A 26,633-nucleotide genomic window follows, 5' to 3' on the forward strand; every position below is an offset into this window, starting at 1 on the left:
CGGGCACTTTCCGTGTGAGAGCTGTGAGAAGGATTCATGTGTGCCATCCGTTCAATGACTGACAAGCAAGGCTCGTCGGGACTTCATGGGCGCGAGATCAATCGTCGGGATGCGCAAGTGCGCAGGGCGTCAATGATTGATCAACTGAGTGTTTGTGTTGGCTCAGTGTTGGCTGAGGCAACCAAAGCGCTTGTTCAGCGTGCGGGCCGGGTTCGGTCGCAGGCACCAGAAAGGTCTGAAGGCGGTTGGCGATTGAACACCAGGCACGGGGAGTGAGGGAGAGAGCAACGGAGCAAGGCGTTGAATGCAAGCATGAGCGTGTACCCGATTTTTGAAATTTTTATGGTGTGTTCTGGGTCTTTGGTCACTTCGCCCGGTGGTTCATGACCGGATTCGATGTGCTGTCGATGGTGCGCAGTGAGCGAAAAATCGTCAATTCGCCAACAACCATTGTGTTCGATAATCGCACAGTAAACTAACCGGTTGGTACACTTTGAATTGCCCAATGAGCAGGTCAGCTCAATAATTCCCCCCGACTTCAGCGCATACAAAAAACGCGCGAGGTTTCTAACAAGGTCAACAAGATCAACCCATCCCACCGGGAGTCGAAACATGCAGCGTTCCATTGCCACCGTTTCCTTGAGCGGTACCCTGCCGGAAAAACTCGAAGCCATCGCCGCCGCTGGGTTCGATGGGGTGGAAATCTTCGAGAACGACCTTCTGTATTACGATGGCAGCCCGCGTGAAATTAAACAGATGTGCGCTGACCTGGGCATCGCCATCACCCTGTTTCAACCCTTTCGTGATTTCGAAGGCTGCCGCCGCGACCGCTTGCCGCGCAACCTCGAACGCGCCGAGCGCAAGTTCGACCTGATGCAGGAACTGGGCACCGACCTGGTGCTGGTGTGCAGCAACGCCTCAGCCGACAGTGTTGGCGATGAGCAGATTCTGATCGACGACCTGCGACTGCTGGCCGAGCGCGCCGGGGCTCGTGGCTTGCGGATCGGTTATGAAGCGCTGGCCTGGGGCCGGCACGTGAACACGTATCAACAGGTCTGGAACATCGTCCGCCAGGCGGACCATCCGAATCTGGGCGTGTTGCTGGACAGTTTTCATACCTTGTCGCTCAAGGGTGATCCACGGGCTATCGCGGACATTCCCGGCGAGAAGATTTTCTTTGTGCAAATGGCCGACGCGCCGATCCTGGCGATGGACGTGCTGGAGTGGAGCCGACATTTTCGTTGCTTCCCCGGGCAAGGCGAATTCGACTTGCCAGGTTTTCTCGCGCCGATTATCCAGAGTGGTTACACCGGGCCGCTGTCACTGGAAGTTTTCAACGACGGATTCCGCGCCGCGCCACCACGCGCCAATGCCGCCGATGGTCTGCGCTCCTTGCTGTATCTGGAAGAGAAGACCCGAGCGCGTTTGCAGCAGCAACACGCTACGCCCGCGCCGAATCTCGACATCTTGTTCGCCACGCCACCGGCGAGCGAGTACGACGGCATCGAGTTTCTCGAGTTCGCGGTGGACGAAAGTCTAGGCGCCAAACTCGCGCATTGGCTGGAGCGACTGGGTTTCGTCAAGGCCGGTGAGCACCGCTCCAAGAACGTCACGCTGCTGCGCCAAGGCGATATCAATCTGATCCTCAACTCTGAGCCCTATTCGTTTGCCCACAGCTTTTTCGAAGCGCACGGGCCGTCATTGTGCGCGACCGCAGTGCGAGTCAAGGACAGCGCCAGTGCGCTGGCCCGGGCGGTGGCGTACAAAGGGCAACCCTACCGTGGGCTGGTCGGCCCCAATGAACTGGAACTGGCGGCGGTCCGTGCGCCGGATGGCAGCCTGATTTATCTGGTGGATGAACACGCCGATGTCTACGGCACCGACTTCCGGCTGCATCCGACGGCCGCCGCCGGTGGAGGACTGAAAAGGATCGACCACATGGCGATGGCGTTGCCGGCGGACAGCCTCGACAGTTGGGTGCTGTTCTACAAGAGCCTGCTGGATTTCGAAGCCGACGATGAAGTGGTGTTGCCTGACCCTTACGGTCTGGTGAAAAGCCGCGCGCTGCGCAGCCGTTGCAGCTCGATCCGTTTGCCGCTGAACATTTCCGAGAACCGCAACACCGCTATCTCTCACGCCTTGTCCAGTTATCGTGGCTCCGGTGTGCATCACATTGCCTTTGACTGCGACGATATGTTCGCTGAAGTCAGTCGCGCCAAAGAGGCCGGCGTACCGCTGCTGGACATCCCGCTCAATTATTACGATGACCTCGCTGCACGCTTTGATTTCGATGACGAGTTCCTCAGCAAACTTGCCTATTACAACGTGCTGTATGACCGCGACGCTCAGGGCGGTGAGCTGTTTCATGTGTACACCGAACCCTTTGAAGGGCGCTTCTTCTTCGAAATCATCCAGCGCAAAAACGGTTATGCGGGATATGGTGCGGCCAACGTCGCGGTGCGCCTGGCGGCGATGGCGAAATCACGCAGCGGGGGTGTGCGTCACGCCAAGTTGTAGGAAATTGGTAAATGCAGGGGGTAAACGGCCGTGGCGAAGCTTCCTTCACTGCAGCGTGCGGCCCATAATCGGCAGCTGTGCAGTGATGGCCTTGAGCCCGGAATGAGAATGACCACAGAACTCACCGTCGCGCCCGACGAACCCTTGATCGAGCCGCGCAAGAGTCGCAAGAACAACCCGGAAAAGACCCGCGAGAACATTCTTCAAGAAGCCATTGTCGAGTTCGTCCAGCAGGGCCTGTCCGGTGCTCGTGTCGATGCTATCGCCGAACGCATCCACACCTCGAAACGGATGATCTATTACTACTTCGGTAGCAAGGAACAGCTCTACGTCGAGGTGCTGGAGAAGCTTTACGGCGACATCCGCAGCACTGAAAGTCGCTTGCACCTGGCTGAGCTGGAACCGCGTGAGGCGATTCGGCGGCTGGTGGAATTCACCTTCGATCACCATGACCGCAACGTCGATTTTGTGCGCATCGTCAGCATCGAGAACATCCACAACGCCGAGTACGTGAAGCAGTCCGAAGCGATCAAGGCGATGAACAATACGATCCTTGATTCGCTGGGCGTGATTCTGCGTCGCGGCGCCGAGGAGGGTGTGTTTCGCAGTGGGCTGGATCCGCTGGACGTGCACTTGTTGATCAGTTCGTTCTGCTTTTACCGGGTGTCGAACCGTCATACCTTTGGTGAGATTTTTCAGATCGACTTGCCGGATGAAGCGATCAAGCAACGTCATCGCGAGATGATCTGCGAGTCAGTACTGCGTTATTTGCAGGCCTGAAGCTCAAGCCAGCAGATTGCAAATCGTTCCCACGCTCAGCGTGGGAATGCCTCACTGGACGCTCCGCGTCCGCTCTTGATGGTGACGCAGAGCGTCACGGGCTGCATTCCCACGCAGAGCGTGGGAACAATCATCAAGAAGGCCGTGGTCGTCAACCATTCATGCTTTGAAAGTGCGCGAGCATTCGCTGCGCATCCGGCGCCACGCCGCTGAACAACTCAAAGGCCTTTACCGCCTGAAACACCGCCATGTTGCCGCCATCCAGCGTACGGCAACCCAAGGCACGGGCGTTGCGTAGCAGTTCGGTTTCCAGTGGAAAGTAAACGATCTCTGCGACCCACAATTCAGCCCGCAGCAACTCCCCCGGCACTGGCATGCCGGGCAGTTTGGCCATGCCCATCGGTGTGGTGTTCACCAGTCCATCGGCCTGCGCCAACGCACTCGGCAGATCGCTGCCGGCACAGGCCCGGCCGCTGCCGAAATGCTGATTGAGGTTGTTCGCAAGGCTTTGCGCGCGACTGACGTCCACATCGAAAATACTCAGTTGCTGCACACCCTCACTCAGAAGTGCGTGGGCTACCGCAGCACCGGCACCACCGGCACCCATTTGAACGACGCGCTCGCGGGCAGCCTCCTTCAAGCCACGGCGAAAACCTTCGGCGAAACCGAGGCAGTCGGTGTTGTGCCCAATGCGTTTTCCGTCCTTGAGCACCACGGTGTTGACGGCACCAATGCCTCGGGCTTCAGGCGAGAGTTCGTCGAGCAGCGGGATGATCGCCTGCTTGCACGGAAAGGTGATGTTCAGACCCGTAAAGTTCATCCGTTCCGCCGACATCAGCAGGTCGGGGAGGGCGCCGCTGTCGAGTTTCAGTTGATCGAGGTCGATCAACCGATAAAGGTAGCGCAGGCCTTGGGCATCACCCTCGCGCTCATGCAGCGCCGGGGTTCGAGACGCCTGGATACCGGCGCCGATGAGTCCTGCGAGTACCGTATTGTTCTGCGACATGTGGCTCATCCCTTCAAGCGTTGACTGAAATGCTCCAGCGCCAGGCGATAGCCGTGGCTGCCGAGTCCGCACAGGACCGCGGTGGCGATGGCCGACACGAACGAGTGGTGACGGAACGGTTCGCGAGCATGCACATTGGACAGGTGTACTTCGATCACCGGTAACTCGCTGGCGATCAGCGCGTCACGGATCGCTACCGAAGTGTGCGTCCAGGCCGCCGGGTTGATCACGATTCCGGCACAACGACCGCGTGCCGAGTGAATCCAGTCGAGCAATTCGCCCTCGTGGTTGGTCTGGCGAAACTCCACCGCCAGGCCGAATTCTTCGGCAGCGCGACCGCACAAGGCCGAGATGTCGGCCAGGGTTTCGTGGCCATACGTCGCCGGCTCACGGCTGCCGAGCAGGTTGAGGTTCGGGCCGTTGAGCACCAGAACGATAGGGGACATCAGTGCGTTCTCCATTGTTATTGTGGGCGTGGGTCGAGGGTGACCCGCCTGTGGAGATAAATTGTACCAGTTGGTTAATTTGGTCAATTGAAGCTGAGCGGCAAGTCGCGCAAGACGGCAATAAGTGTTCGATGATCGGACAGCCGCTGTCGTCAGTGTGATCACTGCCATGCGGTGCTTTACTTGACCTTGAAGGAAGACCGCGGCAGAACACTACCCACTCAAGGACGATTGTGAACACCGATCTCACGCCCCACCAGTCCACCCGCAACGCCCAACTGATCATCGCTGCGCGACTGGTCTCGGACTTCGGTGCGTTTCTCAATATGGTGGCGCTGGCCACTTACGTTTATATGCTCGGCAACAGCGCCATGAGCGTCGGGATCTTTCTTGCCAGCCGCGTGGCCGGTGGGGTTTTTGCCAGTTTGATCGGTACGACGTTTTATCGCCGCTGGGGCGGGCGCTTACCGTTGATAGCCTTCGACCTGCTGCGTGCCGGGCTGTTAGGCCTGTTGCTTGTACTGCCGGTGTCGCAGCAAGTGCTGTTATTACCGGTGATCGCTTTCGGCCTGGGGCTTGGCAACTCGATGTTTGCCATCGGCCTCAACAGTCAGTTGCCGCACATGATCGCCGGGGAGCAACTGCTTAAGACCAATGCCTGGATCACTTCGGCGTCGTCCGCAGCGATGGTTGGCGGGAGTCTGGTGTCCGGGCTGTTGGTGGCTGGTTTCGGCTTCGAAACGGTGTTTGCACTGAACGTCGTCACTTATCTGTTGGCGGCACTATTCATTGTGCCGTTGCGGTTTTCCCGACCGGCACTCAATGCCGAGCCAACCCACAAACGTGACGAGTGGAGCGCGCTACGCCAAGGCCTGCGCAGCTCGCCGGTCATCGCTGCGATGCTCGCGTTGGCGATGGCTGACACCCTCGGCAGTGCCGCGCACAATGTGGGTTTCCCGATTATTTCCAAACTGCTGACACCCGAGTCGGCCAGCACCACGCTGGGCCTGATGCTGGCGGTGTGGGCGTGTGGCAAGTTGATCGGCGCGCGGATTGCCAGCCGTTTGCCAGGGTCAGAAAACTCGAACCTGGAGCGGCGGTTCTTTTTCGGCGTGTTATTGATGTCCAGCGGCTTCATCCTGATGTTCCAGCAACAGAGCTTCTACGGCTTGTTGCTGTTTGCGTTGCCGGCGGGCCTGGGGGATGGTTTTTCCGAGGTCGGGCTGATGTCGCGCTTGCAGCGTGAACCGGACAGCCTGCGCCTACCGATTTTCAGCTTTCTGACCTTGCTGCAAATGACCGGGTTCGGCGTCGGCATGTTGATCGCCGCGCCGTTCTATAACGTGTGGGCACCCGGCGCGGTGGTGCTGCTGTTTCACGGGATCCCCCTCAGCACCTTGCTGGTGCTGAAGGTGTTGGCGATCAGGGGCGAGCGGGCTCGGCGCAGCAGCCCGACGCCAGTTCCTTGAGTATCGGGCAGTCCGGGCGGTGGTCGCCCTGACAATGTTCCACCAGATCCTGCAGGGTGTCGCGCAACTGGCCGAGTTCGCGGATTTTCTGGTTCAGCTCGTCGATGTGCTGGCGGGCCAGTGCCTTGACGTCAGCGCTGGCCCGTTGGCGATCCTGCCAGAGGGTCAGCAGTTTGCCGACCTCTTCCAGGGAAAACCCAAGATCGCGTGAACGCTTGATGAACGCCAGGCTGTGCAGGTCGTCGTCGCCATAGACGCGGTAGCCGCTGTCAGTGCGATGCGCTGCCTTGAGCAGGCCGATCGACTCGTAATAGCGAATCATCTTGGCGCTCAGGCCGCTGTGTCTGGCTGCTTGACCGATGTTCATTCAACGTCCTCCAGGTCTTTCGGTTTCCAGGTCTTGAGCAGTAAAGCATTGCTTACCACGCTGACGCTGGACAAGGCCATCGCTGCACCGGCGATCACCGGGTTGAGCAAGCCGAAGGCTGCCAGCGGAATGCCGATCAGGTTGTAGACGAAGGCCCAGAACAGGTTCTGGCGGATCTTCGCGTAAGTCTTGCGGCTGATCTCCAGCGCCGCCGGTACCAGGCGAGGATCGCCGCGCATCAAGGTGATCCCGGCTGCGTGCATCGCCACGTCGGTGCCGCCACCCATGGCGATGCCGATATCCGCCGCTGCCAGCGCCGGAGCGTCGTTGATGCCGTCGCCGACCATCGCCACGACGCCGGTTTTTTTCAGCTCAGTGACGGTCGAGGCTTTTTCGGCCGGCAATACTTCGGCATGTACGTTGCTGATGCCCAGCGCTTGTGCAACCACCCCGGCGCTGCCACGGTTGTCACCCGTCAGCAGGTGACTGCCGATGTGTTGCGTGTTCAATTCCTCAATCGCTTGCAGCGCGCCAGGCTTGAGGGTGTCGCCAAAGGCGAACAGGCCGAGCACCCGCGGCTTGGGGCTTTGCTCGATCAGCCATGACAAGGTTCGACCCTCGGCTTCCCAGGCGTTGGCGGAGTCGCTCAAGAGACCGGCGCTCAAGCCGCTTTCTTCCAGCAGACGGCGATTACCCAGCGCCAATTGGCGACCGTCCAGCGTGCCGGCAATGCCACGACCGGTCAGTGACTGGCTGGCGCTGACATCGGCCACCGGCAAGCCACGCTCGGCACAGGCGTCGAGCACGGCTTTGGCCAGCGGGTGCTCGCTGCCACGTTGCAGGGCGCCGGCCTGTTGCAGCAGGGTTGCTTCGTTGCCGTCGACGGCGCTCAAGTGAGCGATGCGTGGCGTGCCGGAGGTCAGTGTGCCGGTCTTGTCGAACACCACCACGCTGACTTCATGGGCGCGCTCCAGCGCTTCGGCGTCCTTGATCAGAATGCCGTGGCGCGCGGCCACGCCAGTGCCGGCCATGATCGCGGTCGGCGTTGCCAGGCCGAGGGCGCAAGGGCAGGCGATCACCAGCACCGCGACCGCGTTGATCACCGCCGTTTCCAGCGGTGCGCCGTACAGCCACCAGCCGATCAAGGTTGCCAGCGCTAAAAGCAGCACGACGGGGACGAACACCTGGCTGACTTTATCCACCAGCTTTTGAATCGGTGCCTTGCCAGCCTGGGCGTCTTCGACCAGACGGATGATTCGCGCCAACACGGTTTCTGCGCCAAGCGCTTGAGTCCGAACCAGCAGCCGGCCTTCGCCGTTGATTGCGCCGCCAGTGACTTTGTCGCCGGGATGTTTGGGCACCGGCAGGCTTTCACCGCTGATCAGCGCTTCGTCGGCATGGCTCTGGCCTTCAATCACTTCACCGTCCACCGGAAAGCGTTCACCGGGTTTGACCAATACCAGGTCGCCGAGGCGCAACGCGCTGATGGCGACGTCCTGTTCGCGGCCGTCGATCACTTGAATCGCCCGTTCAGGACGCAAGGCTTCAAGGGCGCGAATGGCGCTGGCGGTCTGGCGTTTGGCGCGGCTTTCGAGGTATTTGCCGAGTAACACCAGCGCAATCACCACTGCCGAAGCTTCGAAGTAAAGATGCGGCATGCTGCCGGCGCTAACGGTGGCCCACAGGTAAATGCTCAAGCCATAACCGGCGCTGGTGCCCAGGGCCACCAGCAGGTCCATGTTGCCGGCGCCCGCGCGAACGGCCTTCCAGGCGGCGACATAAAAGCGTGCACCGAAGATGAATTGCACTGGCGTCGCCAACGCAAACTGCGCCCAGGCCGGGAGCATCCAGTGCAGGCCGAACGGCTGCACCAGCATTGGCAGCATCAGCGGCAAGGCCAGCGCGATTGCCAGCAGCAGGCTCCAGCGTTCACGTCGCAGACGCTGCACTTGATCGTTATTGGTGGATTGCTCGGCTTGCCAGACGCTGGCGGTGTAACCGGCCTTGCTGACCGCATCGATCAACACCTGCGGATCGATCTGACCGAGCAGTTCGAGGTGCGCGCGTTCGTTGGCCAGGTTGACGCTGACACTGTTCACCCCGACGATTTTATTCAAGGCACGTTCGACCCGACCGACACACGAGGCGCAGGTCATACCGCCGATGCTCAATTCGAGGCTGTGTGTAGGCACGCTGTATCCGGCTTGCTGCACGGCTTCCATGAGTGCCGGCAAACTGTCGCGGGGGGCCTGGACGCGCGCTTGCTCGGTGGCCAGGTTGACGCTGACGGCACTGGCACCGACAACTTTGCTCAACGCACGCTCGACACGTCCGGCACAGCTGGCGCAGGTCATGCCGGATATTGGCAGATCGAAGGTGGTGGAATCGGACATCGGTCTTACTCCCTGTAGAGATGACCTACAGGATCAACCTTGCCATGCGGGCAAGGTCAAGCGCCATCGCAAGGGCACTACAAAACCGTGGGAGCGGCCGGGCGGCGTTCCGCTTGCCCGCGATGAACGATGGCGCGGTTGGCCTGAACCACTGCGTTGCCTGCATCGCGGGCAAGCCACGCTCCCACAGAAAACGGGTGAATCAGTAGCCCAATGCGGCGGGCTTGAGGTACATCCCTTGCTGATTCATGGCGATGCGGTATTTCAACAGGTCGCCCGCCCGCAACGTGATGTTCTGCGAACCCGGGGCCAGCATCCCGGCACTGCAACCTGGCGCCTGGCCGGGCAGCAGTTTGAGCCGCAAGGAGTAGTTGCCCGGCGGCAAATTGAACGAGGTGCTTTGTTCCTGGAACAACCGCGCCGACAACTGATCCTGGATGTACACGCCAATCTCGCACGAGGTCGCGACTTCCAGTCGCTCGCGAGAAATGATCAACACACCGTAGTCTTCGGCGCTGGCCGAGGGCGCGGCGGCGAAAAGACTGAGCATGCCGAATAGGCTGAAAGCTGACCAGCGCATGGCTGCATCTCCTGCTTTTGAGTCATTGATGGCGAAGCTTGGCCGAGCGCGGCGACGATTGCCAGCCCGGCAGATCACTGCAGAACTTGACCTTGCCACGGTGGCAAGCTCAAGACTGGCTCAACCTCATCAAAGGAGCTGTCTCATGCAAGTATTCAACGTTCAAGGAATGTCGTGCGGTCACTGTGTTCGGGCCATTACCGAGGCGCTGCAAGCCAAGGATCCGGCGGCCAGTGTCCGGGTCGACCTCGCGGCGAAGGAGGTTGGCGTCGAGAGCGGTGAACTGTCTGCTGATCAAGTCATCAACCTGATCAGCGAAGAAGGTTATGAAGTGACGCTGGCCTGAACCTTTTTAATAGTTAGCGACCTATCGGAATGTTCAAGGCGTCCAGGCGCGGCTAGACTGTCGGGCTGCCGACTGACGTAAAACTGGACGCCTGATGAACCTCCGTACCATTCTGATTCTTGGCGCCCTGAGCGCTTTCGGGCCGCTGGCCATCGATTTCTATCTGCCAGCCTTCCCGGCCATGGCGGTGGCTTTCGGCACGGATGAAAAACACGTTCAGTTGACCCTGGCAGCTTATTTCCTGGGCCTGTCGATTGGTCAATTGGCTTACGGCCCGGTGGCCGATCGCTTCGGCAGGCGCATGCCATTGCTGGTGGGCGTCGGTCTGTTCACTCTGGCATCGCTGGTGTGCGCGTTTGCGCCGAGCCTTGAGTGGTTGATCGCGGCACGTTTCGTTCAGGCGCTGGGTGGCTGCGCCGGGATGGTGATTTCCCGCGCGGTGGTCAGCGACAAGTGCGACGCGGTGGGTTCGGCGGAAGTCTTTTCCCAGCTGATGTTGGTGATGGGCCTAGCACCGATTCTTGCGCCAATGCTTGGCGGTCTGCTGGTCAACCTGTATAGCTGGCAGTCGATCTTTATCGCCTTGACGCTGTTCAGCGCATTGTCAGCCCTGGCGGTTGCGCTAGGCCTGCCGGAAAGTTTACCGGCCAACCAGCCGCGTCAGCCGTTGTCGGGTGCTCTGCGTCAATATGGCCGGCTGCTGTCGGACAGGATCTTCCTCGGTCATGCCTTGACCGGTGGCATCGCGATTGCCGGGATGTTTGCCTACATTGCGGGTTCGCCTTTCGTCTTCATCAAGCTTTACGGTGTTCCGGCCGAGCACTTCGGCTGGTTGTTCGGCACCAACGCTGCGGGCTTCATTCTGGTGGCGCAGGTCAATGCCCGGTTGCTCTCCAAACGCGGCCCGGCCTTTTTGCTGGCGCGCACCGTATGGATTTATCTGGCTGCCGGCCTGAGCTTGCTGGCGGTCAGTTCACTGCATACCGAGCATTTGTGGCCGTTGCTGATCCCGCTGTTCATCTGCATCGCAAGCCTGGGTTGCATCATTCCCAATGCATCGGCGTGTGCCATGAGCGGGCAGGGCGCGCGCGCAGGCAGCGCTTCGGCGATGCTCGGTTGCTTGCAGTTCAGCGTTGCTGCAGGCGCGGCGGCGTTGGTCGGCGTGCTGCACGACGGCACGGCCATGCCGATGGCGATGGTCATCAGCCTGTGCGGTATGTTGGTGGTGAGCGTCGCGATGCTCACCCGTCGGCTGCAAGTTGCCCGGGCAGCACAAGCCGCGACTTGAGTCAGCCGGTTGCTCGTTGCTGGCGTTGGGGGAGTTGATGAGGGGCGTGCAAGCGAGCCTCGAGGGTCGAGGTAAAAGCGCGAGCTTCAGCTTCACTGCGGAAGTTCACCGCGTGGTTGTCCAGGCGGACCTGCCACTGGGATTTTGCCAATTCTTTTATCAGGATCTTCATTACTGACTTCCTCACCTAAAAGACTGCATTGCGGGAAGCTCGATTGTAGACCTGAATCAAATCGGATTTGTGACGCGGATCAAATCCTCGGACTGACGGTGTGCGTCGTTTCTGAAACAGCAAGCCGAACACACCGTCATCTAAAACCCTAGAAGCCTTCGAGGACGATCTTGCCCTTAGATGTGCCGCTTTCCAGCAGTGCATGGGCGCGGCGCAGGTTGGCCGCGTTGATCGTGCCAAAGTGTTCGCCGACTGTGGTTTTCAATGTGCCCGCGTCGATCAACCCGGCCACCCGGTTCAGCAGCTTGTGCTGTTCGAGCATGTCGGCAGTTTCGAACAGCGAGCGGGTGTACATGAATTCCCAGTGTAACGACAGGCTCTTGCGTTTGAGCTTGGTCACGTCGAGTGCCTTCGGATCATCGATCAGCGCAAGCTTGCCTTGAGGCGCGAGGGCTTCGACCAGTTGTTCGAAGTGCTGATCGGTTTCGGTCAGGCTGGCAACGTGAGTCACCTGAGGGTGGCCTGCGCGCTTGAGTTCTTCGCTCAGCGGTTGGCTGTGATCGATCACCAGGTCTGCGCCCAGTTCGCGTACCCAGCTTTGGGTCTGCGGGCGTGAGGCAGTGCCGATGACGTTCAATGCGGTGAGCTGGCTGGCCAGTTGAGTCAGGATCGAACCCACGCCACCCGCGGCGCCGACGATCAGCAGGCTTTGGCCTTGAGCGGTTTTGCCTTCGCGCACTTGCAGGCGTTCGAACAACAGTTCCCACGCGGTGATCGCGGTCAGCGGTAGCGCGGCGGCTTCGGCGAAACTCAGGGACGTTGGCATATGGCCGACAATGCGCTCGTCCACCACATGCAGTTCGCTGTTGCCGCCTGCGCGCGCGATGGAGCCCGCGTAGTAAACCTTGTCACCGGGCTTGAACAGACTGACGTCGCTGCCGACCGCCTTGACCACGCCAGCCACATCCCAGCCCAGCACTTTTGCCGCGCCATCTTCGGGCGCGACATTCTGGCGAACCTTGGTGTCCACCGGATTGACCGAGATGGCTTTGACTTCAACCAGCAAATCCCGTAGGCCTGCAACCGGCTCGGGCAGTTCGATGTCCTGCAGCGATTCTGGATCGTTGATGGGCAGTGAACGGTAGTAGGCAATGGCTTTCATGGAGGAATTCTCACGGGGCATTCGATGGCATGGATGATTGGTTATTTCTCTTGAAGATAAAACCAGCTAAAAGAACAGTCTCTTTCAATATTTTTTTGATAATGCAGGTGGGTTGATGCTGCGTTTCGATGACTTGCAGTTGTTCGTGCGTGCCGCAGACCTCGGCAGTCTGTCTGCGGCGGCGCGGGTCATGGACCTGTCGGCGGCAGTGGCCAGCGCCGCGTTGAAGCGGATCGAGCAGCAATTGGGTGCGCGGTTGCTGGCGCGTTCGACTCGCAGTCTGCGTCTGACCGCAGAGGGTGAAGGCTTTTTGGAATACGCCCGCGCGGCGCTGAGCAATCTGGATGAAGGACGGCGTTTACTGGCCAGCGGACAGGACCAGGTCAGCGGCGTATTGCAGTTGTCGGCACCTTCGGACTTCGGTCGCAATTTGCTGCTGCCGTGGCTGGACGAATTCCAGCGCGAGCATCCAAAACTGACGGTACGCCTGCTGTTGGGCGACCGGATTGCCGACCTGTTCCGCCAACCGGTGGACATTGCCCTGCGCTATGGGGAGCCGGAAGACTCAAGCCTGGTGGCGCTGCCGATCGCCGCGGACAACCGTCGCGTGCTGTGTGCCTCCCCGGAGTATCTCGCACGGCATGGTGAACCGCGCCAGCTGGAACAACTGGCCCAGCACAATTGCCTGTTGTATATGCTGGGCAGCCGGGTTCACGACCACTGGGGTTTTCATGATGGCAAACGGGAGATGAGCCTGACCGTCAGCGGTGATCGCTTCAGTGATGATGCGGACGTAGTGCGTCTGTGGGCAGTGGCCGGTGCCGGAATTGCCTACAAGTCCTGGCTGGATGTAGCCGGCGATGTGCTGGCCGGGCGCTTGAAAGTGCTGATGCCGGCGCTGCTCTGCGAGCGCGCACCGCTGAACTTACTGTGCGCCCATCGCGCTCAATTGAGTAAGCCGGTGAACCTGCTGAGTGAAATGCTCAAGTCACGATGTGCGCAATTGTCGGCTCAATCGCCAGCAATGATCAGTGCGGGCGAGTAGTCGCAGGCAAATAGGGAAAATTCTGGCAGGAACTATCACCTCCAAAAGCTTCCGGCCGGCAGGAACCGAAGATCATCGCGCATATACTAGTGCCTGCCTGGAGTCGCACCGTTGTCGGCGACGTTGCGATGTCTCGCTCAAGGCGGTTGGACGCTGTGCTGATCGTTGTTGAGCCCGGTCGGGGTTTTCGAAGAGGTTCGTCGCATCCGTTGGTTATACCGCCCGGCTTTTGGCGGTTTTCACGCCTTGGCCGGCAGCACATTACTGGTCAAGATGTCCCAGAGCAGCAGACAAATGATTCAACAGGGAGTGAATACATGGAACATGCACCTTGCATCAGCCAGATAGCCACGTTGCTGGCAGACCCAAAGCGTAGCGCGATGATGTGGGCCTTGATGGACGGTACTGCACGGCAATCCGAGGAGTTGGCATTGCTGGCAGGCTTGTCGCCATCATCGGCGAATGCGCACCTGGGGCGCTTGTCCAGCGGTGGACTGTTGAAAGTCGAGGAGCGTGGGCGCAAGCGGTTTTTCCGGCTTGCGGCTCCCGAAATCGGTGCAGCAGTTGAAGCGCTGGCCAGCGCCACTCTGGCCAGTCTGCCAGGCAAGGTTCCAGAGTTGCTCAAGCGCACCAGCCCATCGACGAAAGTGCGTACGGCGCCTTCGTCATTGCTTCGAGCCAGGCTCTGTGAAGACCATCTGGGGGGAAGCCTGGCAGCCGATCTGTATCAGCGAATGCTCGATGCCGGCTGGATCGAACAGCTGGACAAGCGTGTCATCGTGACCCACAAAGGCGCCAATCGGCTGGCAATCCATGGCGTGTTCATTCAGGCCCTGGCCCACAGCACCTCGCGCGTTGTCTGCGCCTGCCCGGACTGGAGCGAGCGCCGACCGCACTTGGGTGGAACCCTGGGGGCGGCGGTGTTGCAGCTGTTCATGCAGTCCGGATGGTTGAGTCTGCCTAGCGACACGCGTGTTCTGCAGATCACCGCGGCCGGCCAGCGTGAAATCGATCAGTTCGCCAAAGAGGCCGAGTTGGAAATGGCGCTCTAGCAACAGTTGAAATCGACGTCTGTGGCCAGAGGTTTCAGACGTCGCTCAGAGCTGTGGCCAGGTCGTATCCAGCAATAGTGCCCCGAGGCGATCCCGCACACTCGATTCGGGGATTATCGAATGGGGGATACGGCATGGAAACGCAAGGCTATAGCGCGGCAGAACGTCTGGAACGACTGCCCATCAGCGGTTATCACCGGATCATTTTCATCATCATTGCCCTGGCGTTTTTCTTCGACTCCATGGACCTGGCAATGATGACGTTCCTCTTGGGGTCGATCAAAGCCGAGTTCGCTCTGAGCACGGCGCAGGCCGGGCTGCTGGCCAGTTCGAGCTTCTTCGGCATGGTGCTTGGCGCGTCTTTGTCCGGGATGCTTGCCGACCGCTTCGGGCGCAAACCGGTGTTTCAGTGGAGCATCGTGTTGTGGGGCATCGCCAGTTACCTCTGTTCTACGGCGCAAAGCGTCGAGATGCTGACACTGTTTCGAGTTCTTCTGGGAATCGGTATGGGTATGGAGTTTCCGATTGCCCAATCGATGTTGTCCGAGTTGATCCCGGCCAAACGGCGCGGGCGCTATATCGCGTTGATGGACGGTTTCTGGCCGCTGGGTTTTGTCGCAGCGGGCGTGCTGTCTTACTTTCTGTTACCGCTGGTTGGCTGGCGCGACATCTTCCTGGTACTGGCGGTGCCGGCGGTGTTTGTCCTGGCGATCCGCTTCTTCATTCCCGAGTCACCACGCTGGTTGGAACAGGCCGGGCATCACGCGGCAGCGGACAAGGTTTTGCTGCGCATTGAAGACAAGGTGCGGGCCTCGCTGGGGAGCGCCGATTTGCCGGAGCCGATTCGTTTGCCCAGAATCGAGAGTCGTCCGGGGCACTTTCTTTCGGCCTTGAATGAAATCTGGTCACCTTTGTACCGCCAACGCACGATGATGATCTGGAGCGTCTGGTTTTTTGCCTTGCTTGGCTTCTATGGCCTGACTTCCTGGCTCAGCGCATTGCTGCAGCAGTCGGGGTTTGCGGTGACTCAGTCGGTGTATTACACCGTGCTGATTTCCCTTGGCGGGATTCCCGGTTTTCTCATGGCTGCCTGGCTGGTGGAGCGTTGGGGGCGCAAGCCGGTGTGCATCATCACCTTGCTCGGTGGTGGGGTGATGGCGTTTTTGTATGGGCAGAGCGCAGTGTTTGGCGGCAACGTCGGCCTGTTGATCAGTTCAGGCCTGCTGATGCAGTTCTTCCTGTTCGGCATGTGGGCCGTGCTCTACACCTACACCCCGGAGCTCTATCCTACTTCTGCGCGAGCCACCGGTTCCGGGTTTGCCTCGGCGATTGGCCGGGTCGGCTCGTTGCTCGGGCCATTGGTCACCGGGCTGGTGTTCCCGATAACGGGGCAGGGCGGGGTGTTCGCCTTGGGTGCGATGTGTTTCGCCATTGCCGCGGGCGTGGTCTGGCTGTTCGGAATGGAAACGCAGGGCAAGACGCTGGAGGAATTGAGCGAGGTGGTGGCGGGTTAAAGATGATGATCGTTTCCACGCGCGAGCGTGGGAACGATCATCTTAAGCGGTCTTACGGTTTTACCAACCGTGCATCCAGGCTGTTCTGCGCCAGGCGCTTGGCCTGATCCTGGGTCATGCCCAAATGGGTATACAGCGCATGGAAGTTCTCGGTGACATAACCGCCGAAGTACGCCGGGTCATCCGAGTTCACCGTAACCTTCACCCCACGCTCAAGCATGTCGAGGATGTTGTGCTGGGACATGTCATCGAACACGCGCAGCTTGGTGTTGGACAGCGGGCAAACGGTCAACGGGATTTGCTCGTCGATGATCCGCTGCATCAGGCGCTCGTCTTCGATGGCGCGCACGCCATGGTCGATACGCTGGATTTTCAGCAGGTCAATGGCTTCCCAGATGTACTCCGGCGGGCCTTCTTCACCGGCGTGAGCAACGGTCAGGAAACCTTCATGACGGGCGCGATCGAATACGCGCTGGAATTTGCTCGGCGGGTGGCCCATCTCTGAACTGTCCAGGCCGACGGCGACAAACGCATCACGGAACGGCAACGCCTGGTCGAGGGTTTTCTCGGCTTCTTCTTCGCTCAGGTGACGCAGGAAACTGAGGATCAAACCGCTGGTGATGCCCAGTTGCTGTTCACCGTCTTTCAATGCGCTGGCGATGCCGTTAAGCACCACTTCGAACGGCACGCCACGGTCGGTATGGGTTTGCGGATCGAAGAACGGTTCGGTGTGAATCACGTTCTGCGCCTTGCAACGCAACAGGTAGGCCCAGGTCAGGTCGTAGAAATCCTGAGAGGTGCGCAACACATCGGCGCCCCGGTAATACAGGTCCAGGAACTCTTGCAGATTGTTGAAGGCATACGCCTTGCGCAGGGTTTCGACGTCGCTCCATGGCAGGGCGATCTTGTTGCGTTCGGCCAGGGCGAACAGCAACTCAGGCTCCAGCGAGCCTTCCAGGTGCAGGTGCAATTCTGCCTTGGGCAGGGCGTTCAGCCAGTCGTACATATTCTTTTCTCATCAGGTACAGATAGTGAGCATTCTACAGATGCCTGTAGAAACAATTAGCAAAACCTGACCGGTCGGTTCATCCAGCCACCCCATAAGCCTGGGTGTCGGCAAACGTAGGCAAGGGCCAGCCCTTGCCTACAATGGTGTCCGGTCAGATGCCGGCGATCAACTGCCGTGCCGCCTGGCTGTGATCGGCAATCAAGCCTTTCAGGTCCAGCCCTTCGACTTGCCCGTCGATCACTCGCCATTTGCCGCCGATCATCACCCGGTCTGCACGATCCGCGCCACACAACAGCAATGCCGAGATCGGGTCATGGCTGCCAGAGAAGCGCAGCTCATCGAGTTTGAACAACGCGAGATCCGCTTGCTTGCCCACCGCGAGTTCGCCGATGTCGCTGCGACCGAGCAGCTTCGCCGAACCCTGGGTGGCCCAGCCCAGCACCAGCTCCGGGGTGATTTTCTCTGCGCCATAACGCAGCCGTTGCAGGTACAGCGCCTGACGGGTTTCGAGGATCATGTTCGAGGCATCGTTGGATGCCGAACCGTCGACACCCAAGCCCAGCGGTGCGCCGGCAGCCGTCAGTTCCAGGGTTGGGCAGATGCCTGATGCCAGGCGCATGTTCGAACTCGGGCAATGGCAGATACCGGTACCCGCCGCGCCGAGGCGGGCGATTTCGTCGGGGTTGAAGTGAATGCCGTGCGCCAGCCAGGTGCGTGGGCCGAGCCAGCCGACACTATCCAGGTAATCCACGGTGCGCAGGCCGAAGCGTTGCAGGCAGAAGTCTTCTTCGTCGAGGGTTTCGGCAAGGTGGGTGTGCAGGCGCACATCGAGCGTATTCGCCAGTTCGGCGCTGGCCGACATGATTTGCGGCGTGACCGAAAAGGGTGAGCACGGCGCCAGGGCGATCTGGATTTGCGCACCTTCGCCACGTTCGTGGTACTCGGCGATCAGGCGTTGGCTGTCGGCGAGAATCACTTCGCCTTGCTGCACGGTTTGCTGGGGCGGCAGACCTCCATCCTTTTCGCCGAGGCTCATCGAGCCACGGGTCAGCATGGCGCGCATACCGAGTTCACGGACGCTTTCGACTTGCACGTCGATGGCGTTTTCCAGACCCTCCGGAAACAGGTAATGGTGGTCGGCGGCAGTGGTGCAACCCGACAGCAGCAATTCAGCCAGGGCCACCTTGGTCGCCAGCGCGAGTTTTTCCGGGGTCAGTCGGGCCCACACCGGGTAAAGCGTTTTCAGCCAGGGGAACAGGGGCTGGTTGACCACCGGTGCCCAGGCGCGGGTCAGGGTTTGATAGAAGTGATGGTGGGTGTTGATCAGTCCCGGCAGGATCACATGCTCGCGGGCATCGAAGACTTGTCCACAGGGCGTCGCCGGTTGTTGGCCTTGCTTGAGTACTTCGACGATCAAACCGTCTTGTAGCACCAGGCCACCACGGGCATCGAGGTTGTTGGCCGTGAAGATCGCGAGGGGATTTTTTAACCAGATACGGGTCGCAGGCATTTGCCGGCTCCTCTGAAAATTGGGTTCAGGTTCGCCAGCTCAGTGTTGCCCTGTCTGCTGATCCAGGGTCGCCGCGGGGGGGCGAAGTTCAGAGTTTACGTGGAGACCGCTTCGCGGTCTATCGCGGGCAAGCCTTGCTTCCTACAGGTCATGTGTCGTATCCCGGCTCTGGGATTAATACAAATCGTGTGGGAGCAAGGCTTGCCCGCGATGGCGTCCTGTCAGGCAACCATTACCAGGGAATTGTTTCACCCCGGTAATTCACAAAATGATGCCCACCCTTGCCGGCATAGGCGTTCACCTGATCGACCAGCCCGCGAGTGCTGGTGTCGACATCGATGTCAGCACCTTCACCGCCCATGTCGGTTTTCACCCAACCCGGATGCAGCGACAGCACGGTCAGTTTCTGTTCACCCAACTGTGTGACGAAACTATTGGTCATCGAGTTCAGCGCCGCTTTGCTGGCTTTGTACAGTGCCAGTTCTGGCGCATCAGGCATGGTCACGCTGCCGAGCACCGAACTCATGAACGCCAGTACACCGCTGCCTTCGCGGATCTGCCCGACGAAGCGCTGGGCCAGATTGATTGGCGCCACGGCGTTGGTGAAGAACAATTGACCCACTTCGGCCAGCGTTGCGCCACCGGGTGTCTGCACCTCCGGGCCTTTTACTCCGGCGTTGACGAACAACAGGTCGAACACCTGGCCTTTGAGTTGTTGACTGAGGGCGATCACCGCTTGCTGATCGTCCATGTCGAGTTTTTCAATCCGTACCTTGCCCTGCGCCTGCAATGCTTCGGCGTTCTGCGGGTTACGCACCGTGGCGGTGACTTGCCAGCCGTCGGCCAGCAGGGTTTTCACCAGCCCCAGGCCGAGGCCTCGGGAGGCGCCGATGATCAGTGCGGTTTTTACCGTAGACATGAGTGGCTTCCTTGTAAAAAAGGGTCATGGATTCAATGGGCAACGTTGCCCGAGCCGTTGTTGCAGTTCCTGGCGTAACTCACCAAGCTCAGCGATCCGGGTTTCGATCAGGCTCAGTTTGTCTTGCAGTAATTGGCTGACGGCGCTTGAAGGGTCGGGTGCCTGCCACAGTGAAGAGACGCTGCTGCCGATCTCGCCAAGCGTAAAACCCAGGCGTTGCGCGGTTTTGATGTAGAGCACCAACTGCACCATTTCCTCGGGATAATCACGGTAGCCGTTGGCGCTGCGTTGAGCGGCGATCAGTCCGCGCTGCTCGTAGAAACGCAAGGTATCGCGGCTGACGGCGCTGGCCTGGGCTAATTCACCGATACGCATTTTTTACGACTCTTTGTGGCTTGACCCTGGAGCATACTCCAGGCTTTAGCCTGTTTGCTCCTCGAAATATTGGAGCCGTATTCATGTGGACCCCTTCGCAATACCGGAACCTGGTGCGCAGCAGCGCCTGGTATGACCTGATTGTCACCGCTGCATTTGCCACTCCGTGGACGTTTACTGCGCTGCACGGTTTGCTAATGAGCCTCAGCCAGACCTTGAACCTGCCGGGCGAACTGCCACCGTTCGAACCCATGCATATGCTGATGGCGAATTTGATGGGCTCGATCGTTTGCGTCTGGTCGTTGCTGCGTATACGCGATCCACAGCAGGTGTACGGTCGATATGACGCAGCAGGGCGGTTTCTGTTTGCCGCCTGGCAGGCGTATGCGCTGGCCCATGGCGTGACTTCGCTGCTGGCGGTTTTCCTGTTCTTTGAGTTGGCGTGGGGCGTTGCGCAGGTATTGCCTGTTCGGCAGTCATCGCGGGCAAGCCTTGCTCCTACGGACGGAGTGATCTGTAGGAGCAGGGGGGGCGCCTAGCTCTTGCCCGCGATGAGGCCGTGACGGTTCACCTCGAGTGTCCGACCTGCCTCAGGCACTACTTCAGGGCGAGCTGCAGAATCGGGTGCAGATTTTGCTCCGGGCAATCTGGTTAAAAAGTGAGCATGTGGCTGCAGGCTATGCCGGCTATGCGACTGCGCCAGCCATGAACGGGTTATCCACAGGTTGCTCCACAGTATTTGTGCGCAAGCTCAAAACCCGGGCATAAGCACTGTAAGGCTTTCTTCTAAAGGTGATATACCGCTCTAACTGTTTGTTTTGCGGTGGAATTGAACCTGTGGATAGCCAATTGAACGAAAAGTGATCAACGGCCGCAAAGCCACGTTGTGGAAGGGTTACAGCGCTGTGTACTCAGGTTATCCACAGTCGGGTGCACAGCGGTTGTGGGCAAGTGTCGGAAATGTTGGCATGGCGCCAGTGCCCCAAAAGATCGCAGCCTGTTTTTCAGCGCTGCAACACAATCCGCCCGCGACTCACATCTGCTAATTGACGCTGCAAGGTATCGATCTGCGTCTCACCAATGGCCAGTTGCAGTTCCACACCATTGGCGGTGAAGGTTTCTTCCACCACCAACCCGCCCAGCTCCGCGACGCGCAGTTTGACCAGCGCCAATTCGCTGAAGCCGCAGGCACAACGGATCGGCACCCGGCTGATCAGGGCAATCCGCTCGGCGCCTTGCAGGCATTTATTGGCGCTGCCGCCGTAGGCCCGTGCGAGACCGCCAGTGCCCAGTTGAATGCCGCCGTACCAGCGAATCACCACGACCGCGACCTGATCGCAATCCTGCGCTTCGATCGCCGCGAGTATCGGCCGGCCAGCAGTGCCGCCCGGTTCGCCATCGTCACTGCTGCGGTACTGATCGGCGAGTTTCCAGGCCCAGCAATTGTGTGAAGCGTTCAGGTCGCTCTGCTGCTCGATGAACGCCTGCGCCTCGGCAGCACTGGTGATCGGTGCCGCGAGGGCGATGAAGCGGCTCTTGCGAATCTCTTCACGGTATTCGCAAACGCCTGCGAGGGTAAAAGGCATGGCTGAAGGTCTTAAATAGCTGGGGTGAGGCCGCAGCCTTTAAGAATGATACGGATCAGGTTATTGCTGGCATCTTCCATGTCCTGCTTGGTCAGCTTGGTACGACCGGTGACGCGGCAAATTTGCGTGGCAAAATCGGCGTAATGCTGGGTGCTGCCCCATAACAGGAAGATCAGGTTCACCGGGTCTACAGGGTCCATCTTGCTGGCATCGATCCAGGCCTGAAACACGTTCGCACGGCCCTGGAACCAGGCGCGGTAATCCTGATTGAAGTACTCGGTCAGACATTCTCCGCCGCTGATGACTTCCATGGCGAACACCCGCGAGGCTTGCGGCTGGCGGCGGGAGAACTCCATCTTGGCGCGTATGTAGCGGGTCAGCGCTTCGGCGGGGTCGTCGTCACAGGTCAGGGTGTTGAAGGTGCTGTCCCACAATTGGATGATGTTGCTCAACACCCCGATGTACAGCCCGAGTTTGTTGGTGAAGTAGTAGTGCAGATTGGCCTTGGGCAGCCCGGCATTCTGCGCGATGGTGTTCATGCTGGTGCCCTTGAAGCCGTGACGAGCGAATTCGATTTCGGCGGCTTTGAGGATCGCCTCTTCGTTCTTCTGACGAATGCGGCTGGCAGGCTTACCTGCGTGGGCTGGGACTTCAAAGGTCATGGGCGGTTCCGAGCGGGTCAGTGGGTGCACGGTGCGTTGATAGCGCACCCGCAGGAATCCGACAAGCCTTGTTGCGATAAAAGCGTCAAAGCTGGGCCTTTCGTGCGCTTTATCGAGTCGCCGCAAGGCTTTCCAGGAAGCTTTCCAGTACCAAATGCGGGCGCCGCCCCTTGCGTGTGACCGATGCCAGGCTCAGGTCATAAAAACGGGCGTCGGGTTTGAGCGCGCGCAAGCGACCTTGCTGCACCCACAGGCTGGCGTAGTGGTCTGGCAGGTAACCGATGTAGCGCCCGGTCAGAATCAGAAACGCCATGCCCTCGCGGTCTGATGCGCTGGCGGTGCAATTGAGTGCCTGGTAATGCGCCTGGATCTCGGCCGGTAGACGGAAGGTCGGGGCGATCGCGTCCTGACTATTCAGGCGTTCATCGTCCAGCTGTTTATCGTCGACATAAAACAGCGGATGGCCGACCGCGCAGTAAAGCAGCGAACGCTCGCTGTACAGAGGTTGATACTCAAGACCCGACAAGGCGCTGGCCTGCGGCACCACGCCGACGTGCAAGCGACCGTCGAGCACGCCTTGTTCGACTTCATTGGGCGCGATCATGCGGATCTGAATCTGCACGTCCGGTCCACGCTCTTTCAACTGCGCCAGTGCGTGGGTGATGCGCATGTGGGGCAGGGTGACGAGGTTGTCGGTCAAGCCGATGGTCAATTCACCGCGCAAGTGTTGATGCAGTCCGTTGACCTCGGTGCGAAAACTTTCCAGCGCACTTAATAGCTGCAACGCCGATTGATAGACCTCGCGGCCCTCTTCGGTCAGCGAGAACCCGGCTCGACCACGCTGACACAGGCGCAGACCCAGTCGTTGTTCAAGATCGCTCATTTGCTGGCTGATGGCTGAGCGTCCAATTCCGAGCACACTTTCCGCTGCGGAGAAGCCGCCGCACTCGACCACGCTGCGAAAGATCCGCAGCAGGCGGATATCGAAGTCACTGACTTGCGCCAGTGGATCGGGTCGGCGGCTGCTCATGCTTTTTACTCAAAAGTTTAGTTATTGGCTGACTGAAGGTTAGAAGAGTTGGATTTCACCGACTTTATCGTCGTGGCAACTTAGCTGCAAGAACGCTTTTAATCCCTACGCCGCTTATTGCCCTGCGAGGTTTTGCTCATGAACGTGCCTGAAAACGCCCCGGTCTCCCTGGCCAGCCAACTCAAGCTCGATGCCCACTGGATGCCGTACACCGCCAACCGCAATTTCCAGCGTGACCCGCGCTTGATCGTAGCCGCTGAAGGCAGCTACCTGATCGACGACAAGGGCCGTAAAGTCTATGACTCGCTGTCGGGTCTATGGACTTGCGGTGCCGGGCATACCCGCAAGGAAATCCAGGAAGCGGTGGCCAAACAGTTGGGCACCCTCGATTACTCGCCGGGCTTCCAGTACGGTCACCCGCTGTCGTTCCAGCTCGCCGAGAAAATCACCGAGCTGACCCCGGGCAATCTGAATCACGTGTTTTTCACTGACTCCGGTTCCGAGTGCGCCGATACAGCCGTGAAGATGGTCCGCGCTTACTGGCGTCTGAAAGGGCAGTCGACCAAGACCAAAATGATCGGCCGTGCCCGTGGCTACCACGGCGTGAACATCGCCGGCACCAGCCTGGGTGGCGTGAACGGCAACCGTAAGCTGTTTGGTCAGGCGATGATGGACGTCGACCACCTGCCGCACACTCTGCTGGCGAGCAATGCCTATTCCCGTGGCATGCCGAAAGAGGGCGGTATTGCCCTGGCCGAAGAGTTGCTCAAGCTGATCGAACTGCACGACGCCTCGAACATCGCTGCGGTGTTCGTCGAGCCACTGGCCGGTTCTGCCGGTGTACTGGTTCCGCCTCAGGGTTATTTGAAGCGTCTGCGCGAAATCTGCGACCAGCACAACATCCTGCTGGTGTTCGACGAAGTCATCACCGGCTTCGGTCGTACCGGTTCGATGTTCGGTGCTGACAGCTTCGGCGTGACTCCTGACCTGATGTGCATTGCCAAGCAAGTCACCAACGGTGCCATTCCGATGGGCGCGGTGATCGCCAGTTCGGAGATCTACCAGACCTTCATGAACCAGGCGACGCCGGAATACGCGGTTGAATTCCCGCACGGTTACACCTATTCCGCGCACCCGGTGGCCTGCGCTGCCGGCCTGGCGGCACTCGACCTGCTGCAAAAGGAAAACCTGGTGCAGAGCGTGGCCGAAGTCGCGCCGCATTTCGAGAATGCCCTGCACGGCCTGAAAGGTTCGAAGAACGTCATCGACATTCGTAACTACGGCCTGGCCGGTGCGATCCAGATCGCTGCGCGCGACGGCGACGCCATCGTCCGTCCGTTCGAAGCGGGCATGGCGCTGTGGAAGGCGGGCTTCTATGTGCGCTTCGGCGGCGACACCCTGCAGTTCGGCCCAACCTTCAACAGCAAGCCGCAGGATCTTGATCGTCTGTTCGATGCGGTCGGCGAAGTGCTGAACAAGATCGACTGATTCCCCCCTCTATATAAGAACAGACAACAGGCGCGCAGCGATGCGCGTCTGTGGACAACTTTTCAGGAGCCGCGCATGAGCCTCATCCCGCATTTGATCAATGGTGAACTGGTGACCGAAGACGGTCGCACTGCCGACGTGTTTAACCCGTCCACTGGCCAGGCGATCCACAAGTTGCCATTGGCCAGTCGTGAAACCATTCAAAAAGCCATCGACTCGGCCAAGGCTGCATTTCCGGCCTGGCGCAACACGCCACCGGCCAAACGCGCTCAGGTGATGTTCCGCTTCAAGCAATTGCTGGAGCAGAACGAAGCGCGTATCGCGCAATTGATCAGCGAAGAACACGGCAAGACCCTGGAAGACGCCGCGGGTGAATTGAAGCGCGGTATCGAGAACGTCGAGTTCGCCTGTGCAGCTCCGGAAATCCTAAAGGGCGAGTACAGCCGCAACGTCGGTCCGAACATTGATGCGTGGTCGGACTTCCAGCCATTGGGCGTGGTTGCTGGTATTACCCCGTTCAACTTTCCGGCGATGGTGCCGCTGTGGATGTATCCGCTGGCGATCGTCTGCGGTAACTGCTTCATCCTCAAACCCTCCGAGCGTGATCCAAGCTCGACGTTGCTGATCGCCCAGCTCTTGCTCGAAGCTGGTCTGCCAAAAGGCGTGTTGAGCGTGGTTCACGGTGACAAGGCTGCGGTCGATGCGTTGATCGAAGCGCCTGAAGTCAAAGCACTGAGCTTCGTTGGCTCGACGCCGATTGCCGAATACATCTACGCCGAAGGCACCAAGCGCGGCAAACGCGTCCAGGCATTGGGCGGGGCGAAGAATCACGCGGTGCTGATGCCGGATGCCGATCTGGATAACGCAGTCAGCGCACTGATGGGCGCGGCCTACGGTTCTTGTGGCGAGCGTTGCATGGCGATCTCGGTAGCCGTGTGTGTTGGCGATCAGGTTGCGGATGCGCTGGTGGCCAAACTGGTTCCGCAAATCAAGGCGCTGAAAATCGGTGCCGGCACTTCGTGTGGTCTGGACATGGGGCCACTGGTTTCCGGTCAGGCTCGCGACAAGGTCAGTGGCTATATAGAAGACGGTGTTTCCTCCGGCGCTTCCCTGGTCGTCGATGGTCGTGGGTTGAGTGTTGCCGGTCATGAGGAAGGTTTCTTCCTGGGTGGCTGCCTGTTCGATAACGTCACGCCAGAGATGCGTATCTATAAAGAGGAGATCTTCGGGCCGGTGCTGTGTGTCGTTCGGGTCAATAGCCTGGAAGATGCCATGCAACTGATCAACGATCACGAGTACGGCAATGGCACCTGCATCTTCACGCGTGATGGTGAGGCAGCGCGGTTGTTCTGCGACGAGATCGAAGTCGGCATGGTTGGGGTTAACGTTCCGCTGCCGGTCCCAGTGGCTTACCACAGCTTTGGTGGCTGGAAGCGTTCGCTGTTTGGGGATCTGCATGCGTATGGCCCGGATGGTGTGCGTTTCTACACCCGTCGCAAGGCGATTACCCAGCGCTGGCCACAACGTGCAAGCCATGAAGCCTCGCAGTTCGCATTCCCTAGCTTGTAAGTAGAAGGGCAGAAGACCGGTCCACCTCTATATGGCGGTGGACCGGCCTTCGTGTTTTCGGGGCTTTTTGACTGATATGACAGATTTATGAAAATAGGTGTTGACGGCAGATTCTGGAAGTCTATAATTCGCCCCACTTCCGGCGCAGTCGAAACGGAAAACTCCTTGGTAAACAAAGAGTTACGCAGTTTTCGACAGCGGTTACGCTTCAGTTCATCGAAGCCTGAAGGAGTTGAAAGAGCGGTGTTGTTTGGCTCTTTTAACGGTTCGATCAACTCGGTCGAAAGCGGAGAAAAAGAGGTGTTGACAGCAGCGAGTAACGCTGTAGAATTCGCCTCCCGCTAACGA

General features: G+C 59.4%; 25 protein-coding genes. 11 read left to right on the top strand and 14 right to left on the bottom strand.

The genetic code is table 11. From position 1 onward, the window contains the following. Positions 1 to 612 precede the first annotated feature (612 nt). Together quiC and KRR23_RS23455 are read left to right on the top strand one after the other, a co-directional pair. Positions 613 to 2,517 carry a 3-dehydroshikimate dehydratase QuiC gene (gene quiC, locus KRR23_RS23450; RefSeq protein ID WP_216744436.1) on the top strand — a complete coding sequence of 635 codons (1,905 nt, stop codon included), beginning with the start codon at positions 613 to 615 and terminating at the stop codon, positions 2,515 to 2,517. A 102-nt stretch (positions 2,518 to 2,619) separates the two neighbouring features. After that, positions 2,620 to 3,297, top strand: coding sequence for a TetR/AcrR family transcriptional regulator (locus KRR23_RS23455; RefSeq protein ID WP_216744437.1), 678 nt, complete (start codon positions 2,620 to 2,622; stop codon positions 3,295 to 3,297). 151 nt (positions 3,298 to 3,448) lie between these two features. Here KRR23_RS23455 and KRR23_RS23460 read toward each other — a convergent pair whose 3' ends face one another. Next, positions 3,449 to 4,303 (bottom strand): shikimate dehydrogenase, encoded by an 855-nt coding sequence (locus KRR23_RS23460; RefSeq protein WP_216744438.1) that lies wholly within the window; start codon positions 4,301 to 4,303, stop codon positions 3,449 to 3,451. 5 nt (positions 4,304 to 4,308) lie between these two features. Further along, entirely contained in the window at positions 4,309 to 4,749 is a 441-nt protein-coding gene (gene aroQ, locus KRR23_RS23465) for a type II 3-dehydroquinate dehydratase (protein ID WP_216744439.1), read from the bottom strand. Between the two features lie 233 nt (positions 4,750 to 4,982). On the opposite strand from aroQ, the gene KRR23_RS23470 reads away from it, so the two are divergent. Further along, complete coding sequence (locus KRR23_RS23470) at positions 4,983 to 6,218, top strand: MFS transporter (RefSeq protein WP_216744440.1); 1,236 nt, start codon at positions 4,983 to 4,985, stop codon at positions 6,216 to 6,218. On the opposite strand, the gene cueR is transcribed toward KRR23_RS23470, so the two are convergent. The 3 genes from cueR to KRR23_RS23485 form a co-directional block, all read right to left on the bottom strand. Further along, positions 6,172 to 6,585, bottom strand: coding sequence for a Cu(I)-responsive transcriptional regulator (cueR, locus tag KRR23_RS23475; protein WP_123584464.1), 414 nt, complete (start codon positions 6,583 to 6,585; stop codon positions 6,172 to 6,174). The genes KRR23_RS23470 and cueR overlap by 47 nt on opposite strands. After that, positions 6,582 to 8,978 carry a heavy metal translocating P-type ATPase gene (locus KRR23_RS23480; RefSeq protein WP_216744441.1) on the bottom strand — a complete coding sequence of 799 codons (2,397 nt, stop codon included), beginning with the start codon at positions 8,976 to 8,978 and terminating at the stop codon, positions 6,582 to 6,584. The genes cueR and KRR23_RS23480 overlap by 4 nt, the downstream gene beginning before the upstream one ends. A 202-nt stretch (positions 8,979 to 9,180) precedes the next feature. Next, positions 9,181 to 9,558 (bottom strand): hypothetical protein, encoded by a 378-nt coding sequence (locus KRR23_RS23485; protein ID WP_216744442.1) that lies wholly within the window; start codon positions 9,556 to 9,558, stop codon positions 9,181 to 9,183. A gap of 145 nt (positions 9,559 to 9,703) precedes the next feature. Here KRR23_RS23485 and KRR23_RS23490 point away from each other — a divergent pair, with 145 nt between their 5' ends. Both KRR23_RS23490 and KRR23_RS23495 read left to right on the top strand, forming a co-directional pair. Further along, on the top strand, positions 9,704 to 9,904 hold the full coding sequence (locus tag KRR23_RS23490; protein ID WP_216744443.1) for a heavy-metal-associated domain-containing protein: 201 nt from the start codon (positions 9,704 to 9,706) through the stop codon (positions 9,902 to 9,904). A gap of 94 nt (positions 9,905 to 9,998) precedes the next feature. Next, entirely contained in the window at positions 9,999 to 11,192 is a 1,194-nt protein-coding gene (locus KRR23_RS23495; protein ID WP_216744444.1) for a multidrug effflux MFS transporter, read from the top strand. A 1-nt stretch (position 11,193) separates the two neighbouring features. Here the strand turns inward: KRR23_RS23495 and KRR23_RS23500 are convergent, their stop codons facing one another. Both KRR23_RS23500 and KRR23_RS23505 read right to left on the bottom strand, forming a co-directional pair. After that, on the bottom strand, positions 11,194 to 11,364 hold the full coding sequence (locus KRR23_RS23500) for a hypothetical protein (RefSeq protein WP_177474787.1): 171 nt from the start codon (positions 11,362 to 11,364) through the stop codon (positions 11,194 to 11,196). Between the two features lie 148 nt (positions 11,365 to 11,512). After that, positions 11,513 to 12,526 carry a zinc-binding alcohol dehydrogenase family protein gene (locus KRR23_RS23505; protein ID WP_216744445.1) on the bottom strand — a complete coding sequence of 338 codons (1,014 nt, stop codon included), beginning with the start codon at positions 12,524 to 12,526 and terminating at the stop codon, positions 11,513 to 11,515. A 115-nt stretch (positions 12,527 to 12,641) separates the two neighbouring features. Here KRR23_RS23505 and KRR23_RS23510 point away from each other — a divergent pair, with 115 nt between their 5' ends. From KRR23_RS23510 to KRR23_RS23520, 3 genes are all read left to right on the top strand, one after another. Then, on the top strand, positions 12,642 to 13,571 hold the full coding sequence (locus KRR23_RS23510) for a LysR family transcriptional regulator (RefSeq protein WP_216744446.1): 930 nt from the start codon (positions 12,642 to 12,644) through the stop codon (positions 13,569 to 13,571). Positions 13,572 to 13,888: 317 nt separating this feature from the next. After that, on the top strand, positions 13,889 to 14,623 hold the full coding sequence (locus tag KRR23_RS23515; protein ID WP_216744447.1) for a helix-turn-helix transcriptional regulator: 735 nt from the start codon (positions 13,889 to 13,891) through the stop codon (positions 14,621 to 14,623). Between the two features lie 134 nt (positions 14,624 to 14,757). Continuing rightward, entirely contained in the window at positions 14,758 to 16,137 is a 1,380-nt protein-coding gene (locus KRR23_RS23520; protein WP_216744448.1) for an MFS transporter, read from the top strand. 52 nt (positions 16,138 to 16,189) lie between these two features. Here KRR23_RS23520 and KRR23_RS23525 read toward each other — a convergent pair whose 3' ends face one another. From KRR23_RS23525 to KRR23_RS23540, 4 genes are all read right to left on the bottom strand, one after another. Further along, positions 16,190 to 17,143: an adenosine deaminase gene (locus KRR23_RS23525; RefSeq protein WP_103320467.1), complete on the bottom strand. Its 954-nt coding sequence runs from the start codon at positions 17,141 to 17,143 to the stop codon at positions 16,190 to 16,192. 154 nt (positions 17,144 to 17,297) lie between these two features. Then, positions 17,298 to 18,656: an 8-oxoguanine deaminase gene (locus KRR23_RS23530; RefSeq protein ID WP_216744449.1), complete on the bottom strand. Its 1,359-nt coding sequence runs from the start codon at positions 18,654 to 18,656 to the stop codon at positions 17,298 to 17,300. Between the two features lie 232 nt (positions 18,657 to 18,888). Next, the gene (locus KRR23_RS23535; RefSeq protein WP_216744450.1) at positions 18,889 to 19,575 is read right to left on the bottom strand and encodes an SDR family oxidoreductase; all 687 of its coding nucleotides are present in this window, start codon (positions 19,573 to 19,575) and stop codon (positions 18,889 to 18,891) included. A gap of 24 nt (positions 19,576 to 19,599) precedes the next feature. Next, positions 19,600 to 19,950: a MerR family transcriptional regulator gene (locus KRR23_RS23540; RefSeq protein ID WP_216744451.1), complete on the bottom strand. Its 351-nt coding sequence runs from the start codon at positions 19,948 to 19,950 to the stop codon at positions 19,600 to 19,602. Between the two features lie 83 nt (positions 19,951 to 20,033). Between KRR23_RS23540 and KRR23_RS23545 the strand changes: the two genes are divergently transcribed. Further along, positions 20,034 to 20,489, top strand: coding sequence for a hypothetical protein (locus tag KRR23_RS23545; RefSeq protein WP_216744452.1), 456 nt, complete (start codon positions 20,034 to 20,036; stop codon positions 20,487 to 20,489). A 465-nt stretch (positions 20,490 to 20,954) separates the two neighbouring features. Here KRR23_RS23545 and KRR23_RS23550 read toward each other — a convergent pair whose 3' ends face one another. The 3 genes from KRR23_RS23550 to KRR23_RS23560 all read right to left on the bottom strand — a co-directional run bounded on the left by KRR23_RS23550 (position 20,955) and on the right by KRR23_RS23560 (position 23,228). Beyond that, positions 20,955 to 21,536, bottom strand: coding sequence for a YigZ family protein (locus KRR23_RS23550; RefSeq protein WP_216744453.1), 582 nt, complete (start codon positions 21,534 to 21,536; stop codon positions 20,955 to 20,957). An 11-nt stretch (positions 21,537 to 21,547) separates the two neighbouring features. Further along, positions 21,548 to 22,198: a TetR/AcrR family transcriptional regulator gene (locus KRR23_RS23555; protein ID WP_216744454.1), complete on the bottom strand. Its 651-nt coding sequence runs from the start codon at positions 22,196 to 22,198 to the stop codon at positions 21,548 to 21,550. A gap of 109 nt (positions 22,199 to 22,307) precedes the next feature. Next, positions 22,308 to 23,228 (bottom strand): LysR family transcriptional regulator, encoded by a 921-nt coding sequence (locus KRR23_RS23560; RefSeq protein WP_019693711.1) that lies wholly within the window; start codon positions 23,226 to 23,228, stop codon positions 22,308 to 22,310. Positions 23,229 to 23,366: 138 nt separating this feature from the next. Between KRR23_RS23560 and KRR23_RS23565 the strand changes: the two genes are divergently transcribed. Then, a complete protein-coding gene (locus KRR23_RS23565) occupies positions 23,367 to 24,716 on the top strand; it encodes an aspartate aminotransferase family protein (protein WP_145022535.1) in 1,350 nt (449 codons plus the stop codon). A gap of 75 nt (positions 24,717 to 24,791) precedes the next feature. Next, positions 24,792 to 26,285 (top strand): CoA-acylating methylmalonate-semialdehyde dehydrogenase, encoded by a 1,494-nt coding sequence (locus KRR23_RS23570; protein WP_216744455.1) that lies wholly within the window; start codon positions 24,792 to 24,794, stop codon positions 26,283 to 26,285. The last annotated feature ends 348 nt before the right edge of the window (positions 26,286 to 26,633 follow it).

This window comes from Pseudomonas sp. CVAP#3 (genome assembly GCF_018986375.1).
Taxonomy (GTDB): domain Bacteria; phylum Pseudomonadota; class Gammaproteobacteria; order Pseudomonadales; family Pseudomonadaceae; genus Aquipseudomonas; species Aquipseudomonas helvetica.